General features: G+C 48.4%; 21 protein-coding genes and 1 pseudogene. 4 read left to right on the top strand and 18 right to left on the bottom strand.

The features are described from left to right. Window positions 1-10 precede the first annotated feature (10 nt). The 10 genes and pseudogenes from PGRAT_RS18910 to PGRAT_RS18950 all read right to left on the bottom strand — a co-directional run bounded on the left by PGRAT_RS18910 (window position 11) and on the right by PGRAT_RS18950 (window position 6842). Window positions 11-463, bottom strand: coding sequence for a hypothetical protein (locus PGRAT_RS18910; protein ID WP_025704133.1), 453 nt, complete (start codon window positions 461-463; stop codon window positions 11-13). Window positions 464-495: 32 nt separating this feature from the next. After that, window positions 496-1050, bottom strand: a complete 555-nt coding sequence (locus PGRAT_RS18915) for a hypothetical protein (RefSeq protein WP_155990319.1) — start codon at window positions 1048-1050, stop codon at window positions 496-498. 429 nt (window positions 1051-1479) lie between these two features. Continuing rightward, on the bottom strand, window positions 1480-2244 hold the full coding sequence (locus PGRAT_RS18920; protein WP_025704135.1) for an SDR family NAD(P)-dependent oxidoreductase: 765 nt from the start codon (window positions 2242-2244) through the stop codon (window positions 1480-1482). Window positions 2245-2478: 234 nt separating this feature from the next. Next, window positions 2479-2805 (bottom strand): annotated as a pseudogene (locus PGRAT_RS34085) (isochorismatase family protein); the annotation flags it as partial. A gap of 121 nt (window positions 2806-2926) precedes the next feature. Beyond that, window positions 2927-3253: an MFS transporter gene (locus PGRAT_RS34090; RefSeq protein ID WP_025704136.1), complete on the bottom strand. Its 327-nt coding sequence runs from the start codon at window positions 3251-3253 to the stop codon at window positions 2927-2929. A 134-nt stretch (window positions 3254-3387) separates the two neighbouring features. Then, window positions 3388-3492, bottom strand: coding sequence for a helix-turn-helix transcriptional regulator (locus tag PGRAT_RS34945; RefSeq protein WP_420329491.1), 105 nt, complete (start codon window positions 3490-3492; stop codon window positions 3388-3390). Further along, complete coding sequence (locus PGRAT_RS31235; protein ID WP_238326753.1) at window positions 3479-4162, bottom strand: AraC family ligand binding domain-containing protein; 684 nt, start codon at window positions 4160-4162, stop codon at window positions 3479-3481. The genes PGRAT_RS34945 and PGRAT_RS31235 overlap by 14 nt, the downstream gene beginning before the upstream one ends. Window positions 4163-4355: 193 nt before the next feature. After that, window positions 4356-5027: a stalk domain-containing protein gene (locus PGRAT_RS18940; RefSeq protein WP_025704137.1), complete on the bottom strand. Its 672-nt coding sequence runs from the start codon at window positions 5025-5027 to the stop codon at window positions 4356-4358. Between the two features lie 290 nt (window positions 5028-5317). Continuing rightward, window positions 5318-5797: a DinB family protein gene (locus PGRAT_RS18945; protein ID WP_025704138.1), complete on the bottom strand. Its 480-nt coding sequence runs from the start codon at window positions 5795-5797 to the stop codon at window positions 5318-5320. A gap of 169 nt (window positions 5798-5966) precedes the next feature. Continuing rightward, the gene (locus PGRAT_RS18950) at window positions 5967-6842 is read right to left on the bottom strand and encodes an AraC family transcriptional regulator (RefSeq protein ID WP_025704139.1); all 876 of its coding nucleotides are present in this window, start codon (window positions 6840-6842) and stop codon (window positions 5967-5969) included. Window positions 6843-7011: 169 nt separating this feature from the next. Between PGRAT_RS18950 and PGRAT_RS18955 the strand changes: the two genes are divergently transcribed. Then, window positions 7012-7593 carry a LysE family translocator gene (locus tag PGRAT_RS18955; RefSeq protein WP_025704140.1) on the top strand — a complete coding sequence of 194 codons (582 nt, stop codon included), beginning with the start codon at window positions 7012-7014 and terminating at the stop codon, window positions 7591-7593. 19 nt (window positions 7594-7612) lie between these two features. Continuing rightward, window positions 7613-8386 (top strand): AraC family transcriptional regulator, encoded by a 774-nt coding sequence (locus PGRAT_RS18960; protein ID WP_025704141.1) that lies wholly within the window; start codon window positions 7613-7615, stop codon window positions 8384-8386. A 505-nt stretch (window positions 8387-8891) separates the two neighbouring features. Here PGRAT_RS18960 and PGRAT_RS18965 read toward each other — a convergent pair. The 6 genes from PGRAT_RS18965 to PGRAT_RS18990 all read right to left on the bottom strand — a co-directional run bounded on the left by PGRAT_RS18965 (window position 8892) and on the right by PGRAT_RS18990 (window position 14636). After that, window positions 8892-9452, bottom strand: coding sequence for a polymer-forming cytoskeletal protein (locus PGRAT_RS18965; protein WP_025704142.1), 561 nt, complete (start codon window positions 9450-9452; stop codon window positions 8892-8894). A 207-nt stretch (window positions 9453-9659) separates the two neighbouring features. Next, a complete protein-coding gene (locus PGRAT_RS18970) occupies window positions 9660-10358 on the bottom strand; it encodes a polysaccharide deacetylase family protein (protein WP_025704143.1) in 699 nt (232 codons plus the stop codon). Window positions 10359-10368: 10 nt separating this feature from the next. Beyond that, window positions 10369-10986: a YkoP family protein gene (locus PGRAT_RS18975; RefSeq protein ID WP_411830779.1), complete on the bottom strand. Its 618-nt coding sequence runs from the start codon at window positions 10984-10986 to the stop codon at window positions 10369-10371. 199 nt (window positions 10987-11185) lie between these two features. Beyond that, window positions 11186-12100: an ABC transporter ATP-binding protein gene (locus tag PGRAT_RS18980; RefSeq protein ID WP_042267028.1), complete on the bottom strand. Its 915-nt coding sequence runs from the start codon at window positions 12098-12100 to the stop codon at window positions 11186-11188. A 294-nt stretch (window positions 12101-12394) separates the two neighbouring features. Next, window positions 12395-13861: a DHA2 family efflux MFS transporter permease subunit gene (locus PGRAT_RS18985; RefSeq protein WP_025703552.1), complete on the bottom strand. Its 1467-nt coding sequence runs from the start codon at window positions 13859-13861 to the stop codon at window positions 12395-12397. A gap of 166 nt (window positions 13862-14027) precedes the next feature. Further along, window positions 14028-14636: a TetR/AcrR family transcriptional regulator gene (locus tag PGRAT_RS18990; RefSeq protein ID WP_025703553.1), complete on the bottom strand. Its 609-nt coding sequence runs from the start codon at window positions 14634-14636 to the stop codon at window positions 14028-14030. A 141-nt stretch (window positions 14637-14777) separates the two neighbouring features. Between PGRAT_RS18990 and PGRAT_RS18995 the strand changes: the two genes are divergently transcribed. After that, on the top strand, window positions 14778-15605 hold the full coding sequence (locus PGRAT_RS18995; RefSeq protein WP_025703554.1) for an SDR family oxidoreductase: 828 nt from the start codon (window positions 14778-14780) through the stop codon (window positions 15603-15605). 74 nt (window positions 15606-15679) lie between these two features. Here PGRAT_RS18995 and PGRAT_RS19000 read toward each other — a convergent pair whose 3' ends face one another. Then, complete coding sequence (locus PGRAT_RS19000) at window positions 15680-15925, bottom strand: hypothetical protein (RefSeq protein ID WP_025703555.1); 246 nt, start codon at window positions 15923-15925, stop codon at window positions 15680-15682. Between the two features lie 404 nt (window positions 15926-16329). Between PGRAT_RS19000 and PGRAT_RS19005 the strand changes: the two genes are divergently transcribed. Beyond that, window positions 16330-17289, top strand: a complete 960-nt coding sequence (locus tag PGRAT_RS19005) for a serine hydrolase domain-containing protein (RefSeq protein WP_025703556.1) — start codon at window positions 16330-16332, stop codon at window positions 17287-17289. An 889-nt stretch (window positions 17290-18178) separates the two neighbouring features. Here the strand turns inward: PGRAT_RS19005 and PGRAT_RS19010 are convergent. Next, a complete protein-coding gene (locus PGRAT_RS19010) occupies window positions 18179-18940 on the bottom strand; it encodes a CPBP family intramembrane glutamic endopeptidase (RefSeq protein WP_025703557.1) in 762 nt (253 codons plus the stop codon). Between the last annotated feature and the right edge of the window lie 22 nt (window positions 18941-18962).

An 18962-nucleotide genomic window follows, 5' to 3' on the forward strand; every position in this document is an offset into this window, starting at 1 on the left:
CCGACCTGTTTTACGCATTTCGCTGATAGTCACTTAGACTGGCGGGAATATGCCCCGCTCCAAGAATAAAGCTGAAGAGAAGTAAATAGCCGGAGTGCAGAAGTACTGAAGCAGACAGAAAATAGAGAACAGGGCTTAACGCCAGAGGCACGGGAATTCCCATGAGCGGCGTGAACAACAGCCTATACGGTCTTCCATTCCTGAAATATCTGACCCAACCGTAATAGTAAATGCCCAGCGAAAACAGCATAACGGTCAGTGCAAGGACCTCAAAACCGTTCTGCAAATGCAGGGTATAAAAAAGCGGAACCATAATCACTCCCATTCGCCCGATGAATTCAGCCCCCGTAAAAAAGCGATTCCTTGTCGTCTTGTCCGGCATGTTCTGAGGTTCAAATCTAAAAAACAGCAGATTGGGCAGCAATATCAACAACGGTACCCAAAGACTCACAGGATGAAACAAGGTTATCCCCCTAATCCGCATTTGTTATTCTCTCATTCACTTATGGGAATATTAAAGAATTCACTATTTTCCCATACCAGTTCCCCTTCTTTTACTAGAGTCATTTTCTCAATATCTTTAGAAGTGGGGTATTTACGCAATACACCGAAGCTGTTGTTATTATCCATGCCTTTAATGCGATAAACAGCTATGTGCTTATTTTCGATTTTCAGGATAAGATCTTCCTGCCGGAATTCCATAGCCTCGGGTTTATTCGAGACGATATGCCCTGTGAAATTCTGCAAGTCCAGCCACGCAATAACCGAGCGATGAATACCTGAGCCAAAGGAATACGCATAGACGATATCCGTTGTCCCGTCCTTGTTCACGTCGTAAGGAACAGCGCTGGTTACACCATACCCGCCGAATCCAATACCGATCTGCACTGCCTTCCCGTCAGACACGGCATAGGTATCCCGGCTTGAAGCCTCTTCTGTATTTTTAAAAAGCTGATGTCCGGTTTGCTTCCAGATATCCGGGGGTGTGATGTCGATCAAATAAGCCGAACTCACACGGGAAACGGTTTCATTCATATTAGCAGCAATCAACTTGCCCGCCTGCTCAGAAGTCAGCTTGCGGGGCAACGCAACAGATACAGATTCAGGTGTCCCGCCTGAGCCACAAGACGCTGCAACCCAGCATATGGCCAGCAGCGATAATACCCTGGGTAACCCGGTCCTCATTCACCTTTCGCCTCCTGTACAGTGATTTACCTGATTATAACATTCCATTGTTCATGTTTAATTTTCTTATTTGGGATGCCACGCATCAGCCGGTGAAGCTTCAGATTATCCCGGGCCGTCAGATGTTGGACAAGACCGGGATGCTCAATCATGCAGCCTGATATGGATCTTGACCGTCCAGGGTTATTTTAACACATGAAAGTGCAAAAAGAGATGCCCTGTAAGAAGGCATCCCCGGCTTGAACGATTAGTATATTTGCAGCTCATGCGGATTCAAAACTCACTGGCTGTACTTTACTGGTAGATCGGCGCCCCAAATGGAGAAGAACCTGAACCGCCATCCACACCAATATCCACTCCGTTGACATAGGAAGCTGCGTCTGATGCCAGAAATACGGCTACCTCAGCAATTTCTTCCGGTTCACCTAAGCGCTTCAGCGGAACTGAACGTGTGAGTGCCGCTTCTTTGGCGGCCAAACCTTCAGAGTCTCCCCAGATTGGCGTCCGTGTGGCACCGGGAGAAATCGTATTCACACGAATTCCGCGCGGTGCCAGCTCTGACACCATTACTTTTGCCATACTGCTGACCGCTCCTTTGCTGGCTGCGTAGGCTGATGTGCCCGGACTGCCCCCATTCGCCAGGACAGAGCTGTTCAAGATCACGGAAGCTCCCTCCTTCAGGTGGGGAACTGCTGCCTGAATAGTGAAAAAGACCCCCGTAACATTCGTTCTCAGCACCTTCTCGAAAAGCGGGAGCTCTGTTCCCCCAACAGGAGTGTAGCCTGAAATACCGGCATTCGCAAATACTATATCAAGCGCACCGAATCTCTCTACCGCAGCCGCAACCGCCTGTTCCAGACTTACAGGATCAGTAGTTTCTGCTTGAATCCCCATTGCGTTCGCTGCACCAAGCTCCTCTGCTGCCGCATTTAGAGTGGACTGGTTCCGGCCGGTAATCACTACCTTGGCTCCTTCTTCCACAAATAATTTTGCAGTGGCCAGCCCGATGCCGCTGTTCCCTCCAGTAATAAAAGCTACTTTCCCGTCCAATTTACCCATTGCCCTTTTCTCCTTTTCCGATTCGTTCTCTTGGACCGATTGAGGCCTTTATGAGAACGATCATTCTATTATTATCAAAAAAATAATCTACTGCTTTCGAAATGATCTTAACATAATGAGAACGATCAGTAAATAAATATTTTACCGAACGTTCTCATTTGACTTTGTTTGTCAAGCTTCCTCGTCGGCCGAGGGACCGTATAAGCCTGGTCCCGGACGCCGGGACGCAGCGTGTTATTTTAATAAAGCAGCTGCTTCTGCGCTCGTACGAATCCGTCCAATGCGGGAAAAGATCGTTTTGCAGACAAACTCATGCTCCTCCCGGCTGGAAGCCCCCATGGCATCTTCTGCAAAAACCTGGTCATACCCCAGCTGATAAGCTTCTCTTGCGGTGGTATCCACCCCGATGGAGGTAGATATACCACAAAGAACGATCGTGCGAATCCCGCGCCGGCGGAGCTGAAGGTCGAGATCGGTCCCGAAAAATGCTCCCCATTGATGCTTGGTAAGTGTGTACGTCCCCTGATAAACACTCTGCCGGTGATAGAAGAAGGCGTAATTTTTTTGACCAAAATGTTCACGGAAGGAATAAGCCCCCCAGCTGCAAGGCCCAGCGCAAAACGGAGTCCCATCAGCTGCCAGGGATTCTGCACAAAGGCTTGCGGGATGAAGATTAACCCGGCTATGACAAGCGCAGCCCGATCAGCACATAGACATTGTGGGCAAATCCCATACTCCCCACGATTAACGCCATCCCCAGGCTTGCCCGCAGAAGCATCGGTTTCCGGCCGAACTTATCTGCTGCGAGGCCCAATACGGGTGAGAACAGCGCGGATATCACATAAGTGATTCCAAAAGCGATCCCGGAGATCTGGGCAATGGAAGCAGCGTCTTCCACACCAAGCCTTGTAATATAGAGCGGCAATACCGGTGCGATCTGGCTCATTCCCGCGCCTGTGACAAAAATTCCGAACCAGCAGACTAGCAAATTTCTTTTCCAACCCGGCATGACATGCGGCCTTCCTTCTGCTTCACGATTATATCCTTATCCTAGCAGCAGGAAGGTCTTCAAACCATGTATAATCTTAGACTCCATGGACATTTTTGCTGTGAAATTGTGAAGGGCTGATCTCCTCTGTTTTTTTAAAAAATCCTGCTGAAATAGAACTCATCCGCAAATCCTAGCGCTCCGGCCACCTCTTTGATTTTCAGTTCGCCTTCCAGAAGCATTTCTTTAGCGGCGTCCATTTTCAATTGATTGAAGAAACTCGATGATCGGGGTCCCTGTAATTTCTTTGAATACCCTGGATAGATAAGTGGAGGACAGCTGAACCTGCCCGGATAATTCAGTCAAGGTTATTTTGCGGTGGATATTCTCACGCATATACTGAATCAATTTTTCAACTTTTAAAGAGGTGGCGTAATTCTGATTGTGCTTCCTGGTGTTATGGTAGATGGCGATCAGAACCTGCTGAAAGGCTGTTTTGGTCACGAATTCATATCCCGGCAGTTTGGCACTCCAGCTGTCAATTACCTTCTGAAACTGCTCCTCCACCCGGTAATAATCCTTCAGTTCCTGTGCCGCCTGCAAGGGGAGATTCTCCGCTTCCGCTCTGACGAACCACTCCCCTTCCGCAAAGCCAACGTAAGAATAACTGAAATGAACGGTTTGAAAATTGCCCGGCTCCCGTTTATCTATCTCTATCACGTGGGGCAGACCGGGTGTGAGATAGAACAGCATCCCCGGTTTTAACAGGTACCTTTTGTTCTCAATGGTAATACTGCCCTTCCCAGCGCTGGCGAATATAAGCTCATGATGATCCAACGTCCGGCTGAGCCGGCTTGAAATGGGCCTTGTATCCTTCCTTGATCTGAAGTTACAGTAGTGAATATGAAAAAAAAGATGGCCCAGCTTCATCGTTATGCTTCCCTCCTGATTTGCCGCATGAACCGTGTGAAGCTTAATAAGATCTTATTTTTCCAAAAAATACGCTGTATTGCAAATCGGATTCCGAAGCCCGCCATAAAAAAAGTACCCCTCAGCATTCAATCGGAGAACCAGCGGTTTATCCAATGTGAATCTAACGGGTACACTTTATTATAGTAGGTTATTATTGGTAGTATGAAGTAGTCAAGGGAATGAACACGGATGAGCCGTCTTTCACTTCTCCTGTTACATAAAGTTTGCTTACTCCTGCAATGTTCGCTTCTATCGTTACAAGTCCTTCCTGAGCTGTAATGTTCTGTTTCTTAAGCACAGTGTCGGTATCACTGTCTATAATGGAGAAATCTTCAATATCGTCGCCGATAGCTGCAACCTGGAGATAAAGTTTCTGATATTTCTTATTAGGGTAGAGCATAAAAGAACTTCCTCGTGTTCCACTGCCGTTATCGAAATGGACATCTTTATAGTCCTTGTCTTTGTAGACTGTTTTATCCGGATCTTTGGTGTGATAGGAGGAATCGAATCCGGCAGCAATGGATACTCCCTTCGTTTGCTCACCCAACAAGATTGTGTTGGCAGCCGCATCAAAATTAACGGTAACCCCTAACACATCGGATACAGCTCTAACCGGTAAGTACGTTGTATTATTATAAGTAATCGGAGCGACAACTGCGCCGCTGCTGTTCTTAAGCTGAACGGGTTGTCCGTCCATTTTGAATTTGATACCAGGATTCAGGAAAGCCTTGATCTCCTGCAGATTGGAACCGGCATATACCCCAGTCCCCATGCCCCCAAGTACAGCAAAAACAGTTAACGCAGCTGTCATCTTCTTCTTCACTTCGTCAAACCCCTCTCCGCTATTTCAAATTTTAATTTCTTATATTGGAAGTATAATCAACTAGCCGCCCGTAAGCAATATTTTCCTGGGTTGCTTCATTTGAATCTGCACTCTCACGATTCTACTTCTATCAAAAATTATGACTTAGTTACATCTCCCCTACAGCATGGACAAACGCAAAAAAGGCGGACCATCACTGATAACCACCACCACATTTCCTGTGAGGATGATTTCAATGAGGTCCGCCCGATTGTAAGAAGTACTGATTTTACGGTTTTATAGAATATCTATTAACGATTCCGCTTCCAGCTCTTCTGCAGCTTGCGGATGAAGACGATCTGCCCGATATGATAGGCATTATGGGTAGTCACATTCCCGACGATTTCCCACCACTGGCTGCCGGGGAATTCCTGTACGTCTTCTGCCAGCTGCGCTTCGGTTAACAGGCTCTGCCAAGCCAAAAGCACCTCCAGCAATCTTGTATGGAGCTGCTCGAACGGGATCCCCTGAGGTAGCTCAAATGTATGGCTGTTGCTCTCCACAGAGGGTACCGCTTGAATACTGGCTTCCCGGTACCGGGTCTGCCAGGTCTGATTCCAGTACAGCAGATGCTGGACCAGCTCGGCAATACTGTTGCTGTCTTCGTCCGCCTTCCATGCAGCCTCTTCTTCGCTTAAGCCCTGCACGGATTCTGTGAAAGTCACATACCAGCTGGGGTCATTTGCATTCGCGAGCAACTGGTTGCTCAATACTTCCCGGGCTTGAACCAATAACCATAACACCTCACTCTTGCTGTTGATAAATACATAGTAACCATACCATATTGAACTTGGCTGCTGGGATCAGAGAACGTTTTTAGTTAAAAAATACAGCCGCCTGCGTTGAACCTTTCAAGGCTAACCCTGCAGGATTCTCGGTTGTCCGTTCTACTGAACGGAATTAATTCGACACTTGAACAGGTATCCATATTTCACTTCTGTACGTAGGCGAGGTGGTATCCTGGCTCTCATTCCATAACATTTCCGGCCCCTCCACTAACTCGTAGTTGGAAGAAGGAAACCATTCGGAATAAATTCTGCCCCAAATATTCTGGAGAGTATCCGGAAACGGCCCCACGGCTTCAAATACAGCCCATGTAGAAGCAGCAACCTCAAGCTGCGCAAAAGGCTCCGGACCTTCCAGTGTTGTAACAACCCCGATGTAATGATCCAGCTCCCCTTTTTCTTCCATGCGGTCCTCGGAGAAATTGACCGATGCGCTGATGATCCCCGCCGGATCGGTATTCGACAGCAGCTTCAGTTCGGTGATCATCTGCAGGTTCAGGCTTTGCGCCATGGCGGCAATCTCCGGGTTCACACCGCTGAATTGAATGGGAACCCTTTTCTTCAGCCCGACAATACGAAACGCCTCTTTTTCCTCGATACGGTAATTCATTTCACTGCCTCCTCTTATAGTCAACTGAAAGGTCATCCGGGGGAAGGACTTCAGAGAGGGACTACCCGCCCGCGCTTCAGATGGAGTCACTCCGTGAAAAAGCTGGAACGCCTTTGTGAACGCATCCGGTGAACTGTAACCGACCTGCATCGCCACGTCGATGATCCGCAGCTGGCTTTTTTGCAGCTCAAATGCGGCAATCGTAAGTCGTCTGCGGCGGATATACTCCGAGAGCGGCACCCCGGCAAGGAATGAAAACATCCGCTTGAAATGATATTCGGAGCATAATGCCCGTCTGGCAACCTCTTTAAAATCAATCTCATCTGTGAGATGATCTTCAATGTAGGATAATGCATCATTCATGTTCTCAAGAACGTTCATGCTTTTGAATCCTCCCCTCGAACCTAGAATAACAGCCTTTCAGGACCCGGTTCCGACAGTTCGTGCACAGATTTGACGGGTGCTTCTTTTATTGGACGCTGCAATAATATACTATAGCCATTTCGCAACAGGGTGTATATTCATGTGACTACTTGTATAGGAGGTCATTATGAACATCGCATCCTTCATTATTTACTGTATTGTGGTCACATTCACACCCGGGCCTACCAATATAGTTATTTTATCATCTGTGCAGCATCACGGTGCCAAAAAAACCATGGAATACGTCTGGGGAGCAACGATCGCCTTTGGTCTGCTGCTTGCCGCTTCTGCCTTGCTTAATCATGTGCTTGCCGGCATTATTCCAAATATACTGGTCATCATGCAGATTGTTGGCAGTCTTTATATGCTCTACCTGGCCTATCAAATCTATCGGATGGGGCGTGCAGAAGCCGCACCGGTGCAGACCGCCAATTTTGCCTCAGGCCTGCTTATGCAGCTAATCAACCCGAAGGTGCTGCTGTTCACCTTAACCGTTATTCCCAGCTATGTCCTGCCTTATTATAGTTCGGCTTCGGCTTCGTTTCTGTTTGTGCTGATGATTACGGTCATCGGATTTCTGGCGTTTGTAACCTGGGTGGTTTGCGGCGCTGTCTTCAAAAATTTGCTGCAGCAGCATCACCGGTTGTTCAATACCCTGATGGCACTGTTTCTCGTGTATTCCGCAGTGATGGTGTCAGGGATTCTATAAAGCCTTGGAGGTGAGTTCCGTGGAGAAATTCAACTATGCCAAATCGGCAGATATCCTGTCCCTGTCAGCAAGCTTTACCGATTTCACTTACAAAAAGCATTGCCATGAGGAGTATGCCGTCGGAGTAACCCTGCGCGGGATTCAGCAGTATAACCTGGAAGGCAGCTTGCAGGCTTCTCATAAAAATGGCGTCATGCTGTTCAACCGTGAACAGTATCATGACGGCAGCTCCTATGACAGGGAGGGCATTGATTATGTAATGCTGTACATCAAACCGGATTTGTTCTCTGAAATCCTCGGGGGCCAAGAATTGCGCTTCACCTCCCCTATTGTCTACGATGCAGATTTGGCTTCCTGCATCCTAAGCCTGGACCAATCGATCCGTAGCGGTGCAGATGATGCTTGGTCCAGTGAGCTGTTGTTCAAGCTGGGAGGCCTTGTGTCGAAGACGGAGATCGCCGCACCGAGGAGGAAGAACAATGCTTTTGTGCATAAAGCGAAAGAAATGATGAACTCCCACATAGATCAAGTGCTGAAGCTGGATGACCTGTGTCAAGAATTCGGCCTGTCCAAATATCAGTTTATCCGTGAGTTCAAAAGCCATGCCGGCATCTCACCCTATCAATTTTTTCTGAACTGCAAGGTGGAGCGTGCCAAACAGGCCATTGAACGTTCAAGGGATATTTATGCAGCTGTGGCGGATTACGGCTTTGCCAATCTGACCCATCTCAACCGGCATTTCAAAAGCATGTTCGGAATTACGGCTTATGAATATATGTCGCAGCTTAGTTAGCCCCCTGGGTATCCGGCTCTTAACGTACCCAATCCTAACTCGATTTCTTTAACCAACAGGAACGTCAATTCCTGCTTCATCTGGACTGGAGAATCCTTTAATGAACCCTTAGGCAATTCCAAGTGGAAAAAGGCACACTAATTTATCCGAGTACCCTGTTCTCCGAGTAGTGAAGTGGAAAAAGGTTAACTAATTCGGCTCATTTCGCTCCTGAAGAGGGAATATGGACTAATTAAGTTTACTTTTTCCACTTCTTTCGCACATTTATTGATTTTGGGGAGAAATAAGTTCCCTTTTTCCACCTTGGTTGCTCACCCAGTTTCTTCAGATGCTTTTCTTACAACAGTGGACTGCCGCGTGTGCAGGGAAGAATCTACTTAAGGAACGGCCTCCACTATCTACAATTATGCAAAAAAAAGCCTGTAGGTTTCGAACCCTGATCGGGTACGGTCTACAGGCTTTTTTTTAATGAAGATGAAATGATAGCTGTTTATTTGAAGCTGAATTATTTAACGGCTGTTTCGCCGGTTACTTTACCTTCGAGGACTGCACTTGTTTTCAGATCATCGCTTTTAAAGTACAGGTTGCCGTCGATTGTTGCTGTTTTGTCAAGTGTAAATCCTTTGGCTTCTACATAAACGTCACCTTTGATTGTTCCGCCCTGCACTTTGAAGTTTTCACTCTGAACAGTCACCTTAGGAGCAGTCAGTGTATAGCTGGCAGTGATCTTGTGGTCAGCGTCTTGAGCATACAGAGCCAGTTTGCGGTAAATTGCATTTTCTGCTTTGCCTTTGTCATGGAATTCACCGGCAACAACCACATCGGTGTCCACGGTCAGGTCATTCAGAATAGCTACGATCCAGTTGCCTTCTGCACTTACTGCTTTGGTGAAAGCATCCGCTTGGTTTACGATGGACGCTGTGCTTTGTGCATCTGTAGTTTCAGCCGCTGCACTTGCAGCCGGAGATGCGCTTGCCGCCTCTTTGGCTTTATCATTATTATTTCCACAACCCGACAGCAACGCTGCCGCCACACCTGCAACAATAAGTCCTTTTACTAGCTTCACAACAATTCCCCCTGTTTTTTGGTATATTCATAGTATATATTAAAATTTTAATAATAACAACGTGATGAATTTCACAAATTTGTGTCTATCATTTTTTGATTATACAAATTCGGACTATATGGCAGTGCAGTCGCTTTCATGCAAAAATTATGTAAGATTTACAGCAGCGACTGACAGTGTTAATCCAAACGGAGCACTTGTCTCAGGTTAAGCCATTTCGTCCAGCCGGACACATTTCAGGTTTCTGGTTTTCAACTGGTTCAGTACTTCCTCCAAAGCCAGCAGCATATAATGAGGGGCATTTCCGTCGGCCCCCAGCGTATCCCCGCTGTCATGCAGCACAATGATAGACCCGTCCCTAATACGGTTTAACAGGGTTGAACGCAGGGAAGTCTGACATTTCTCCCGGCTCCAGTCATGTGCCATCAGCGACCACAGCACGATCCGGTACTGCTTCAGGCGAAAGAAATCGAACATATTGATCAACCCCCAGGGCGGACGGTAATAATCAGGACGGGTTCCGACAATTGACTCCACAATATCTGCAGTCCGCTCCAGATGTCCGTTCCGGATGGTGCCGGGAAGCATAAGCCAGTTGGAGGTATGAATATAATTATGGATGCCAATCTGATGGCCTTCCCGGTCCATTCGCTTAATCAGCTCGGGATATCGTTCCGCTTGCGAACCAAGGACGAAAAAGGTGGCTTTGACATTATGCAGTGCCAGAAGATCCAGCAATCTGGGGGTATACTCCGGATGCGGCCCGTCATCAAAGGTGAAAGCCACCTCCTTGGGTGACGTCCCCCGGCGCATGACGCCATACCCGGCCAGCCGCGTAATCAGACTGGGAACTACCATATATAGAATAAAGATGCTGATGATTCCAATAGTCAAATGTAATAGCATAGCTTCTCCTTCAAATCGATATTTTTTCTCCTGACAGCTTCTGCCCGGGAGAAAAACGGTTTTTCAGTGAGGCGCGTGAATGAATCAGCAGCATCGGAACCAGCTTTTCGGTATGTTGACTGACTCTGTGCTTCCCTTCCGGGTGCAGTGCAGACAGCAGCAGGCGGAGATAAATCGTCGTCATCCGTCTGAAAAATCCCGGCTGCATGGCCTGCTGCTCAAAACCTAGCCCATGCGTGATCCCCCGGTGCAGCAGCGTGATCCCCAGCAGCGCCTTGACCTGCTTAAATTCTGACTGCGATTCGAAGGCTTCATTAATCTGGCGCATCGATTGACGCAGCATTCTTGCCGTGCGCAGTGCAGCCCGGTCTGAACCTTCCGACTGAATCAGCTTCAGGATGCTGCCATTATCAAGGTGCAGCTCTCCTACCCATTCCCCGTCATGAATGACGGTAGCATCCTGGCATACGATTGCCTGGCCTCTGTGTTTTTTGAGCATTACGCTGCAAATTCCAAAGTGTGAAGTCCCCGCTCCACGAAAATGTGAACCCAGTGCAAACACCTTTTCCCAGGCCATCCAGAGCGACTGTACGGTGTTTTTGAGTATTTTAGATTCCAAACCGTTCACCTTCCCCTAACAACGATTAATAGTTATAATCTCTTATCTTGTCTCCTTTGTTTGACGCTTCACGCTGATGATTCCCTGCCCGCTAATTAAAAAAATGAAAATGACCAGAATCATGAAGGCAAACATTGCAAGATTGGCAAGGGCTGCACCTCTTAGCATCCCTGCCAGCTTGTTCTTACGGATTTCCCATTGTATCAGCTTAAGATGCCCTTCCCCCCATCAGTTCCACAAAATAATCTTCCAGCGAATGATTCTTTTTACTCAAGCTTTCCAGCTCCACGCCCGCTTCTATCAGTGCTTTATTCAGCTCAAGCTGCTGTACGGCATCGTAAATGCGGATCTTCCGGGAACCCAGCACCTTGAAGTTGGTGAGGCCCAGCTTGTGCTCCAGCACATACACCGCTTTGCTGCTCTCTCCGGTAATCAGTTCGATGTATTGCGTGTTCTTGCTCCGGATCCTATCCATCGCCACTTCCTCCAGCAAAATTCCGTCACGGATCATGCCGATGGTATCGGCAACCTGTTCCATCTCCCCCAGAATGTGGCTGGAGATCAGCAGCGTCATTCCATATTCCCGGCTCAGCATGCGGAACACTTCACGCAGCTCCTTGATACCCATGGGGTCCAGTCCGTTGATCGGCTCATCCAGAATGAGCAGCTCCGGTTTAGTCATTACCGCCCGGGCAATGCCCAGCCGCTGCTTCATCCCCAGGGAGAACTGCTTGACCGGCTTTTTGTCCACACCCCTCAGCTTGACCAGCTCCAGCGCTTCTTCCATGGCCTTCGCATCGTAGTACCCCATATACTCCCCGTGCAGCTGGAGGTTTTCTCTCGCCGTCAGTTTGTCGTAGAACACCGGATATTCAATAATGCTGCCCATACGCTTCAGCATTTCATAGGAATGGTCTGTCATGCTCGCTCCAAAAAATTCGATATACCCCTCTGTCGGCTTTACCAGATTGGTGATCATTTTCAATACCGTAGTTTTGCCCGCTCCGTTTGGTCCCAGGAACCCGTAAATTTCGCCTTGCTTAATGTTCATGTTCACACCGCTAACAACCTCTTTGCCTTGATACTCCTTGGTTAACTCCCATGTCCGCAATATAGTGGTCATTCCGTTATCCCCTTTAGCTTCTTCGTTTTTTTCTAGTTCTTATTGTAAACAGCGGAATTTTCTTTTTTATTACCGGAATCTTACGAAATTCTTAAGCTGCAACAAACAACGGATTAGATAATTCTTCCTGAGTACACTCCGAGAAGCTGATATCCTAAATGCTGCCAAGCGGGACCTTTGCATGGAAGCTGCTTGGTTATTGCGGGAATCCCAACATTCAAATGTAAAAAAAGGCAACTCAGCGAGGTTCGCGGAGTTGCCTTTTTGTGGAAAAACTAGAGAGATGATATGTTGTTACCGGACAGGCGCCAGTTCCTGATCACCTGTCTCCACGTTCCCCGTCTTCTTAATAAAGAATGAAAGAACCAGCCCGATTCCTCCGAAAATAATAACAGCCAGATAAGCATCGTTCATTCCGGAAATGGAGGCTTCCAGCAGCAAATGCCGTGGATCGCCTGAGACTCCGGCAGCTGTTATATCTGCCAGATGTAACTGGGTACGATTCGTTAAAACCGTGACCAGAAGTGACGTTCCAATTGCACCCGCTACCTGCTTCACAGTGTTGGCGATTGCCGTCCCATGCGCATTCATAGCTTCCGGGAGCTGATTCAGTCCTGCGGTTGTAACCGGCATCAGAAAGAGAGCCATTCCGAGCCGTCTTCCGGTGGACATCAGCAGAAGATATTTGTAACTCGTAGAATCTGTAAGGCGGATGAAACCAAATGTGGTCAGAATCGTTATCAGAATGCCGATTATGGACAGCCACTTGGCCCCAAAGCGGTCGAACATTCTACCGGCGAGCGGCATCATCACGCCCATCAGCAGTGCACCCGGAAGCATCAGCAGCCCCGAATCGAGCGCGGAGTAGCCTCTCATATTCTGCAGGTACAGGGGAAGCAGCATCATATCTGCGTACATGACCACGGTTACCGCGATATTAATTAAGGTGGTCAGCGTGAACATGTTGTATTTGAAGGCTTTTAACTCCAGAAGCGGATTACTGCCGGTCAGCTGCCGCCAAGTGAACAGAATGAGCAGAACCACACCTGAAGCAAGGGTTGAAACCACTTCAGCGCTTGACCAGCCAATGCTTCCCGCCCGGCTGAAGCCGTACAGCAATGTCCCGAAGCCCAGGGTTGACAAAATGAGGCCCCAGACATCCAGTTTGGGATGGGTCCGTTCTGTCACGTTTTTTAAATAAAACCAGGCCAGAACCACCACTAATGCGGCAAAAGGAATGATGACATAGAAGAGTGACCGCCAGGAATAATGATCCAGTATATAGCCTGCATAGGTTGGCCCGATTGCCGGAGCGAAGATGATGGCAAAGCCGATCATTCCCATCGCTCCCCCACGCTTCTCTACAGGGTATATTGCCAGAACAACATTCATCAACAGCGGCATAATAATTCCTGCCCCGGCAGCCTGGATCAGACGTCCTGCCAGCAGCATTCCGAAATTTGGGGCCGCACCGGCGAGAACTGAACCGCCCAGGAAAATTAGCATTGCCGACAGGAACAGCTCACGGGTCGTGAAGCGCTGCATAAAATAAGCGGTCACAGGAATAAAGACCCCGTTAACCAGCATATACCCGGTGGTCAGCCACTGGGCTGTAGCCGCCGATATCTGAAAATCTCCCATCAGCTCAGGTGTAGCCACACTCATAAGGGTCTGATTCAGCACAGCGATAAACGCGCCGAGAATCATGACAAACAGCAGCGGGCCTTTTTGTATTGGGGTTGGTTTGTTGCTTGTACTCATCTCCACTCATCCTCTAAACAAAAAAGTAGCACGACGTCGTGGAATCAGTGTACTGCCATGTCCCCCAAATGACAAAACACAATATTCTGCAAACTGTCTGTTATCAGACACTCTGGGAAATAGTGCCGATTATTCTTCAATTTTTATCCCGCAAAGACTTAATTGGCTATTCAGGCCGGCGGTTCAGCGCGGTCAGCAGCGGGCCGTCGCGGACAAGGCGGGTTAAGATCAGCGCCACTTGCTCCGGGGGGAGTGTTCTCCCCGATTCAAACCAGTGCCGGATGACCCCAAAATGAGCTGAACTGAAATAAGCGACAATATAATCGTCCGGGACCGCCAAGGCGTCCGGGTTCATGGCCTGCCGGGGCAGCTTCTCATACATGCGGCTTTGAATCAGTGTTCGCAGTCTTTTTCCAAATGAGGTCCCTTCCTGGGCGAAAAAAATAGCAAAAAACCGGTGCCGCTCGTTCATAAAGCGGATAAATTCCACAATCGAGGGAAAAGGCTCTTCAACACTCCCGCTGCCGAGCAGCTGTTCAGGTATGCTCTGTGCCGGCAGAGCATCCATCTCTTCTATAATCTGATCCTCCATTTTCTCCATCAGATCATAAATATCCTGATAATGCAGATAGAAGGTGCCGCGGTTAATCCCTGCCTTGGAGGTCAGACTTCTGACATTCACACCTTCCAGCCCTTTCTCGTCAACAAGTGACAGAAAAGCTTCATCGATCAGTTTCTTAGTGCGGATCACCCGCAGATCAGCAGCTTTTTCCATAAAGCTCCTCCATTTCTTCCACTTTAACCTTAATGAACACTATTCAAAATAGTGATTATTGTAAGTGTATTTTACCCTGATTATAATAAACGCATGGTTCATAAATCAACACATTGTTCATTATACGAAGGAGGAAACAGCATGTTAAATCATAAAACAGCTGTCATTACCGGGGCATCCAGCGGCATTGGACGCGCCATCGCCACCCAGCTCGCAGCGCAAGGTGTACATGTATTCATCACTGGAAGAAGCCGGGAACAGCTTGAAGAGGTGAAATCACAAATCGGACAGGCAGGCGGACAAGCAACCTGCAGCGCATTTGATCTCCGGGATACCGGCAGGCTGCAGGATTTCATCCGCCAGGCCCAGACGCAGACCGGTCATCTGGATATTATGGTCAACAATGCCGGTCTGCATATCCACGGGAATATTGTCGATACGAAGGTGGAGGACTGGCGGGAAATGATCGATGTCAACATCGTGGCGCTCCTGGCCGGCTCGCAGGCAGCTGTCCAGGCCATGCGGCTGAATGAAGGCGGCGCCCCAGGCCATATTATTAATATTTCCTCAGGCAACGCCTACGAACCGGGACGGGATTTCTACAGCGCCACCAAACATATGGTGAATGCGATCGGACAGGCCTTGACACGGGAGCTGGCCCAAGAACCGATTCAGATAACAACGGTTCTACCCGGCGCTGTAGCCACCAACTTTGGACGAAACCTTGAACCGGAGGCGGTCGTTCAGCTTGCCCGCAAGCTGGGGATGGAGGTCGAATACAAGCAGGGGGACCATCTGCCGGAAGAGCTGATTGCACGGATTCGCGGGGCGATGGGGCAGACCTTTTTGAGTGGCGATGATATCGCCAGAGCCGTAGTCTACGCACTGCAGCAGCCGCAGAACGTAGTGGTCCGGGAGCTGTATCTGACTGCGCCGAATGTGTACCTCGGCAACGATTTTTCCATGTAGCCTGCAGCATAAATAAGCCGCCTATCCCACTAAATCGCGGGTTAGGCGGCTTTGTTTTTCCAGATGCTCAAGTCCTATTGATGTTTGCTCTTGATCTCAAAGCTGCGGACCTTCATCCATTTCCCGGCCACAAATTCATCGATGGTCCCGGTTTTGGTTCTGACGCAGAATTTATGCTGGGTCTTTCTGTCAAAGCCCGTAGCTTCATAGAGCAAATCATCGCCTGCCTGTCCCTTGTAATAGACCTGCTTCAGGCCAAGCCTGTTCAGCAGCTCCAGCTTTACACTCTCTATATACGTGCGCGAATACTCTTTTGACATCCCTGTTCCTCCTGCGGCATTCATCTACAGACCATTCTACACTTAAACTTTGCAAAATGGCAGTCCCACTATACCATATAGAATGAACTTGAGATCACGAGTCTTCCCATTAATAATAGTGAATTTTTCCATGGATGCACTTTGTGCAATAGAATACTTATTGTTCTGCGCTGAATCGCATTCTGCTGTATTTCGTGCAACAGATTTCCGGATTTTGTATCCGGAAACTACGCTAAATGCGCCGGACAATTCGGCGAACTCCGGATGGGTATAGCCCTTTGTACTCATACAAAGCTGCCCGGATTTGCTCCGGGCAGTTTTTACTATGATGCGGATTGTCCGCAAGCCTATTGGGGTATTATATGAACCAATGGTATGATACGTCTTATGAAAGGATGAGCCGGATGAATCAGATGACGTTACAACAAGCGATTGCCCCGCTGAATCTCAGAAGCTGCCTAATCAGTACCCGCGGCGAGCTTACGTTTGAGCATTATCGGGATGACCGCACCGCCTCCGAGATTGCCAAAATCAACTCCTGTACCAAAAGCGTGCTCTCCTCGCTGATCTGCATGGCAATGGATCAAGGGCTGCTGCCGGCCCCTTCGTCCAGTGTTGCCGAATTTTTCCCGCAGCTCCGCCGGGACCCGGACACACGCAAACAGGAGATGACCTTGGAACATCTGTTGACCCTGTCTGCCGGTTTTCGCTGGAGCGAATTCGGCGGGCTGAATTCCTTCCCCAAGATGACCCGCTCCCCCGATTGGGTGGAGTATGTGCTGGAACAACCGCTCGCGGATGCTCCGGGGATACGCATGGAGTACAACTCCGGGTTATCGCAGCTGTTATCAGCCATTCTGGTTCAAGCCTCGGGGATGACCACGGCACGGTTTGCCGAGCAATATCTGTTTGGACCGCTTGGAATTGAAGAATATCAATGGGAAGCTGATCCTCAAGGCATTCATACAGGCGGGTTCGGACTTAAGCTGCGGCCGGCAGATCTGTTGAAATTTGGACAGCTTTATTTGCAGCAAGGGCGCTGGGAAGGGGCGCAGCTGGTTTCGCGGGAAAGGCTTGCACGTTCAGTGACAACGGCAATGCATGCGGAAGCTCCCCGCCGCGGAGGGTATGGCTGGCATTGGTGGACAGATTCCTATCTTCTTGCTGCAAGTGACGGAAAGCCTCCAGCCGCCATTCCATTTTATTACGCCAGGGGATATGCCGGACAATTTATATATGTATTGCCAGAGCCTCAGACGGTCGTTGTGCTGACTCAGGATAACAAACGCGGTAAGAACAACCCGCCTGCGGATGTCTTCAGCGAACACATTGCGCCACTGTTTGTGAATCCAAACTGGCTGTAGATGTCTTGTTAAACGCTGCTTCCTTTGGTTACTGTCTCCTCTATGTACGCAAAAATCCCCGTTAACCTTATGTATTAAGGCAACGGGGATTATGTGCTAACTCCTGTATCCAATTCTATCATTTCCTCCAAGTAACAAGCCATATCCCTGACATGGTGATTGTTCTCATATTCAACTTACCGTTTTGCCCGTACTCTCCTGTCCGGAGTATTAATCCATGTCCTGCATATGGGGGTGAATTCCCGCGTACACGATTCCACGAAAAACGTTTTCACCGGCGTTTTTCCTGCTGTGAATATCGTATTCGTACGCTTCGCTAACCTTTTTCAACGGAATCACGCTCTTTCTTCCGCAAGATTGCTCTTGCTTGAATGAATAGCTTTTTCCTTTACTAAAGATTTGCTGCCCTGGTTACCCGCATCCCCACGGTCTGCCGAAGAATGTTGTCACGTCCACCCTTCTACCCGCAGCCGATTCCGGCATGCTTCGCTAACTCAGTACATTGGATTCTCTCCTTTCCTACATTCAATTGCTAAATTTAGGAATGAGACAGTCACCCGGGTAACCCCTGCTGTTTGCTTAAGTGGTTCCTGTGGTGATGTCTACATTCTAACGCATAGAGGATAAAATTTAAAACTTCAAAAGCCTTTATATTCCCTCCTATTCCCTGATAATTCGCCATTTCCTTGCCTGATCTTCCCAAGCCTAAGAATTGCTGAAGTTTATTCCGTTTTGGTTGCGTTTTCATTTCCAGCTTTTATGGCGGAAAGCAAACAAAGTGACAAGTCTTGGCTAGACCATAAGTCACCACCGATTGAAGAGACCGACCGTCGGCCTATAAAAAACGGCCAGCCCGCAGGAATACTCCCGCTTGCTGACCGCTTTATTTTTACATAGACAAGCTCTGAGCCTTATTTCTCCGCAACAGTACGGCAATTAGATAGATTCCATACAGCAGATAGAGGATATTCAATAGAGAAACTACCAGAATCTCTTGGTCCAAATTTTCATTGCAAACCATAGCGAGCGCATCATAAATAAAATGGAATGCAATCAAAGGAATAATGTTGTCCGTTGTTTCAATTAACAGCGCTAGAATACAGCCCAGCAGCAGCGCATTGATCACCTGAAGAACAATATGTATAAGATCGGTTCCGTTCAGCGCATTGGCCATATGCAGGATGCCAAAAAACACTGAAGAAAAAACAATATAAAACACAGGTCCCTTGAAACGAAGCTTCTCCCGGATGATCCCCCGGAAAATCGTTTCTTCTGTAAAACCGACACAGACGGTCAGCAGAAGAATACTCCCTACCTCTACCCAGGAAAGCTTGGTGTTAATCCCGGCCATGGCCGGCTGAAGCAGCGCGATGACCAGCAATGGAATGTAATAAAGCGCCCGCTTTTCCTTGGCCCCTTCGAACCTTTTGAATCCGTAGCTGCCACGCGGCCTGCTGCTCCTGCTCATATACACCGTAACTATCACGGCCATGAGGAAAAAGGCGCAAGCCTGGGCGAACCGGATTCCCGTGTCGTCAAGCTCCATGATGCTCGCTGCCGCTGAAGCTACCGATACCAGCAGAGTCAGTACGATGCCCAGCATGAGTGAAAATAAAACCGGATGTCCTTTTTTTGCCAAGTGCTCTTTCATAGCTCGTCTCCCTTATAATCAT

This window comes from Paenibacillus graminis (assembly GCF_000758705.1).
GTDB classification, from domain to species: domain Bacteria; phylum Bacillota; class Bacilli; order Paenibacillales; family Paenibacillaceae; genus Paenibacillus_AQ; species Paenibacillus_AQ graminis.

Bases quoted from the DNA above. Each gene is read 5' to 3' on its own strand.
- PGRAT_RS18920 (WP_025704135.1), bottom strand. From the start codon at position 2,244: ATGGGTAAATTGGACGGGAAAGTAGCTTTTATTACTGGAGGGAACAGC.
- PGRAT_RS34090 (WP_025704136.1), bottom strand. From the start codon at position 3,253: ATGCCGGGTTGGAAAAGAAATTTGCTAGTCTGCTGGTTCGGAATTTTT.
- PGRAT_RS34945 (WP_420329491.1), bottom strand. From the start codon at position 3,492: ATGGACGCCGCTAAAGAAATGCTTCTGGAAGGCGAACTGAAAATCAAA.
- PGRAT_RS31235 (WP_238326753.1), bottom strand. From the start codon at position 4,162: ATGAAGCTGGGCCATCTTTTTTTTCATATTCACTACTGTAACTTCAGA.
- PGRAT_RS18950 (WP_025704139.1), bottom strand. From the start codon at position 6,842: ATGAACGTTCTTGAGAACATGAATGATGCATTATCCTACATTGAAGAT.
- PGRAT_RS18955 (WP_025704140.1), top strand. From the start codon at position 7,012: ATGAACATCGCATCCTTCATTATTTACTGTATTGTGGTCACATTCACA.
- PGRAT_RS18970 (WP_025704143.1), bottom strand. From the start codon at position 10,358: ATGCTATTACATTTGACTATTGGAATCATCAGCATCTTTATTCTATAT.
- PGRAT_RS18980 (WP_042267028.1), bottom strand. From the start codon at position 12,100: ATGACCACTATATTGCGGACATGGGAGTTAACCAAGGAGTATCAAGGC.
- PGRAT_RS18985 (WP_025703552.1), bottom strand. From the start codon at position 13,861: ATGAGTACAAGCAACAAACCAACCCCAATACAAAAAGGCCCGCTGCTG.
- PGRAT_RS18990 (WP_025703553.1), bottom strand. From the start codon at position 14,636: ATGGAAAAAGCTGCTGATCTGCGGGTGATCCGCACTAAGAAACTGATC.
- PGRAT_RS18995 (WP_025703554.1), top strand. From the start codon at position 14,778: ATGTTAAATCATAAAACAGCTGTCATTACCGGGGCATCCAGCGGCATT.
- PGRAT_RS19000 (WP_025703555.1), bottom strand. From the start codon at position 15,925: ATGTCAAAAGAGTATTCGCGCACGTATATAGAGAGTGTAAAGCTGGAG.
- PGRAT_RS19005 (WP_025703556.1), top strand. From the start codon at position 16,330: ATGAATCAGATGACGTTACAACAAGCGATTGCCCCGCTGAATCTCAGA.
- PGRAT_RS19010 (WP_025703557.1), bottom strand. From the start codon at position 18,940: ATGAAAGAGCACTTGGCAAAAAAAGGACATCCGGTTTTATTTTCACTC.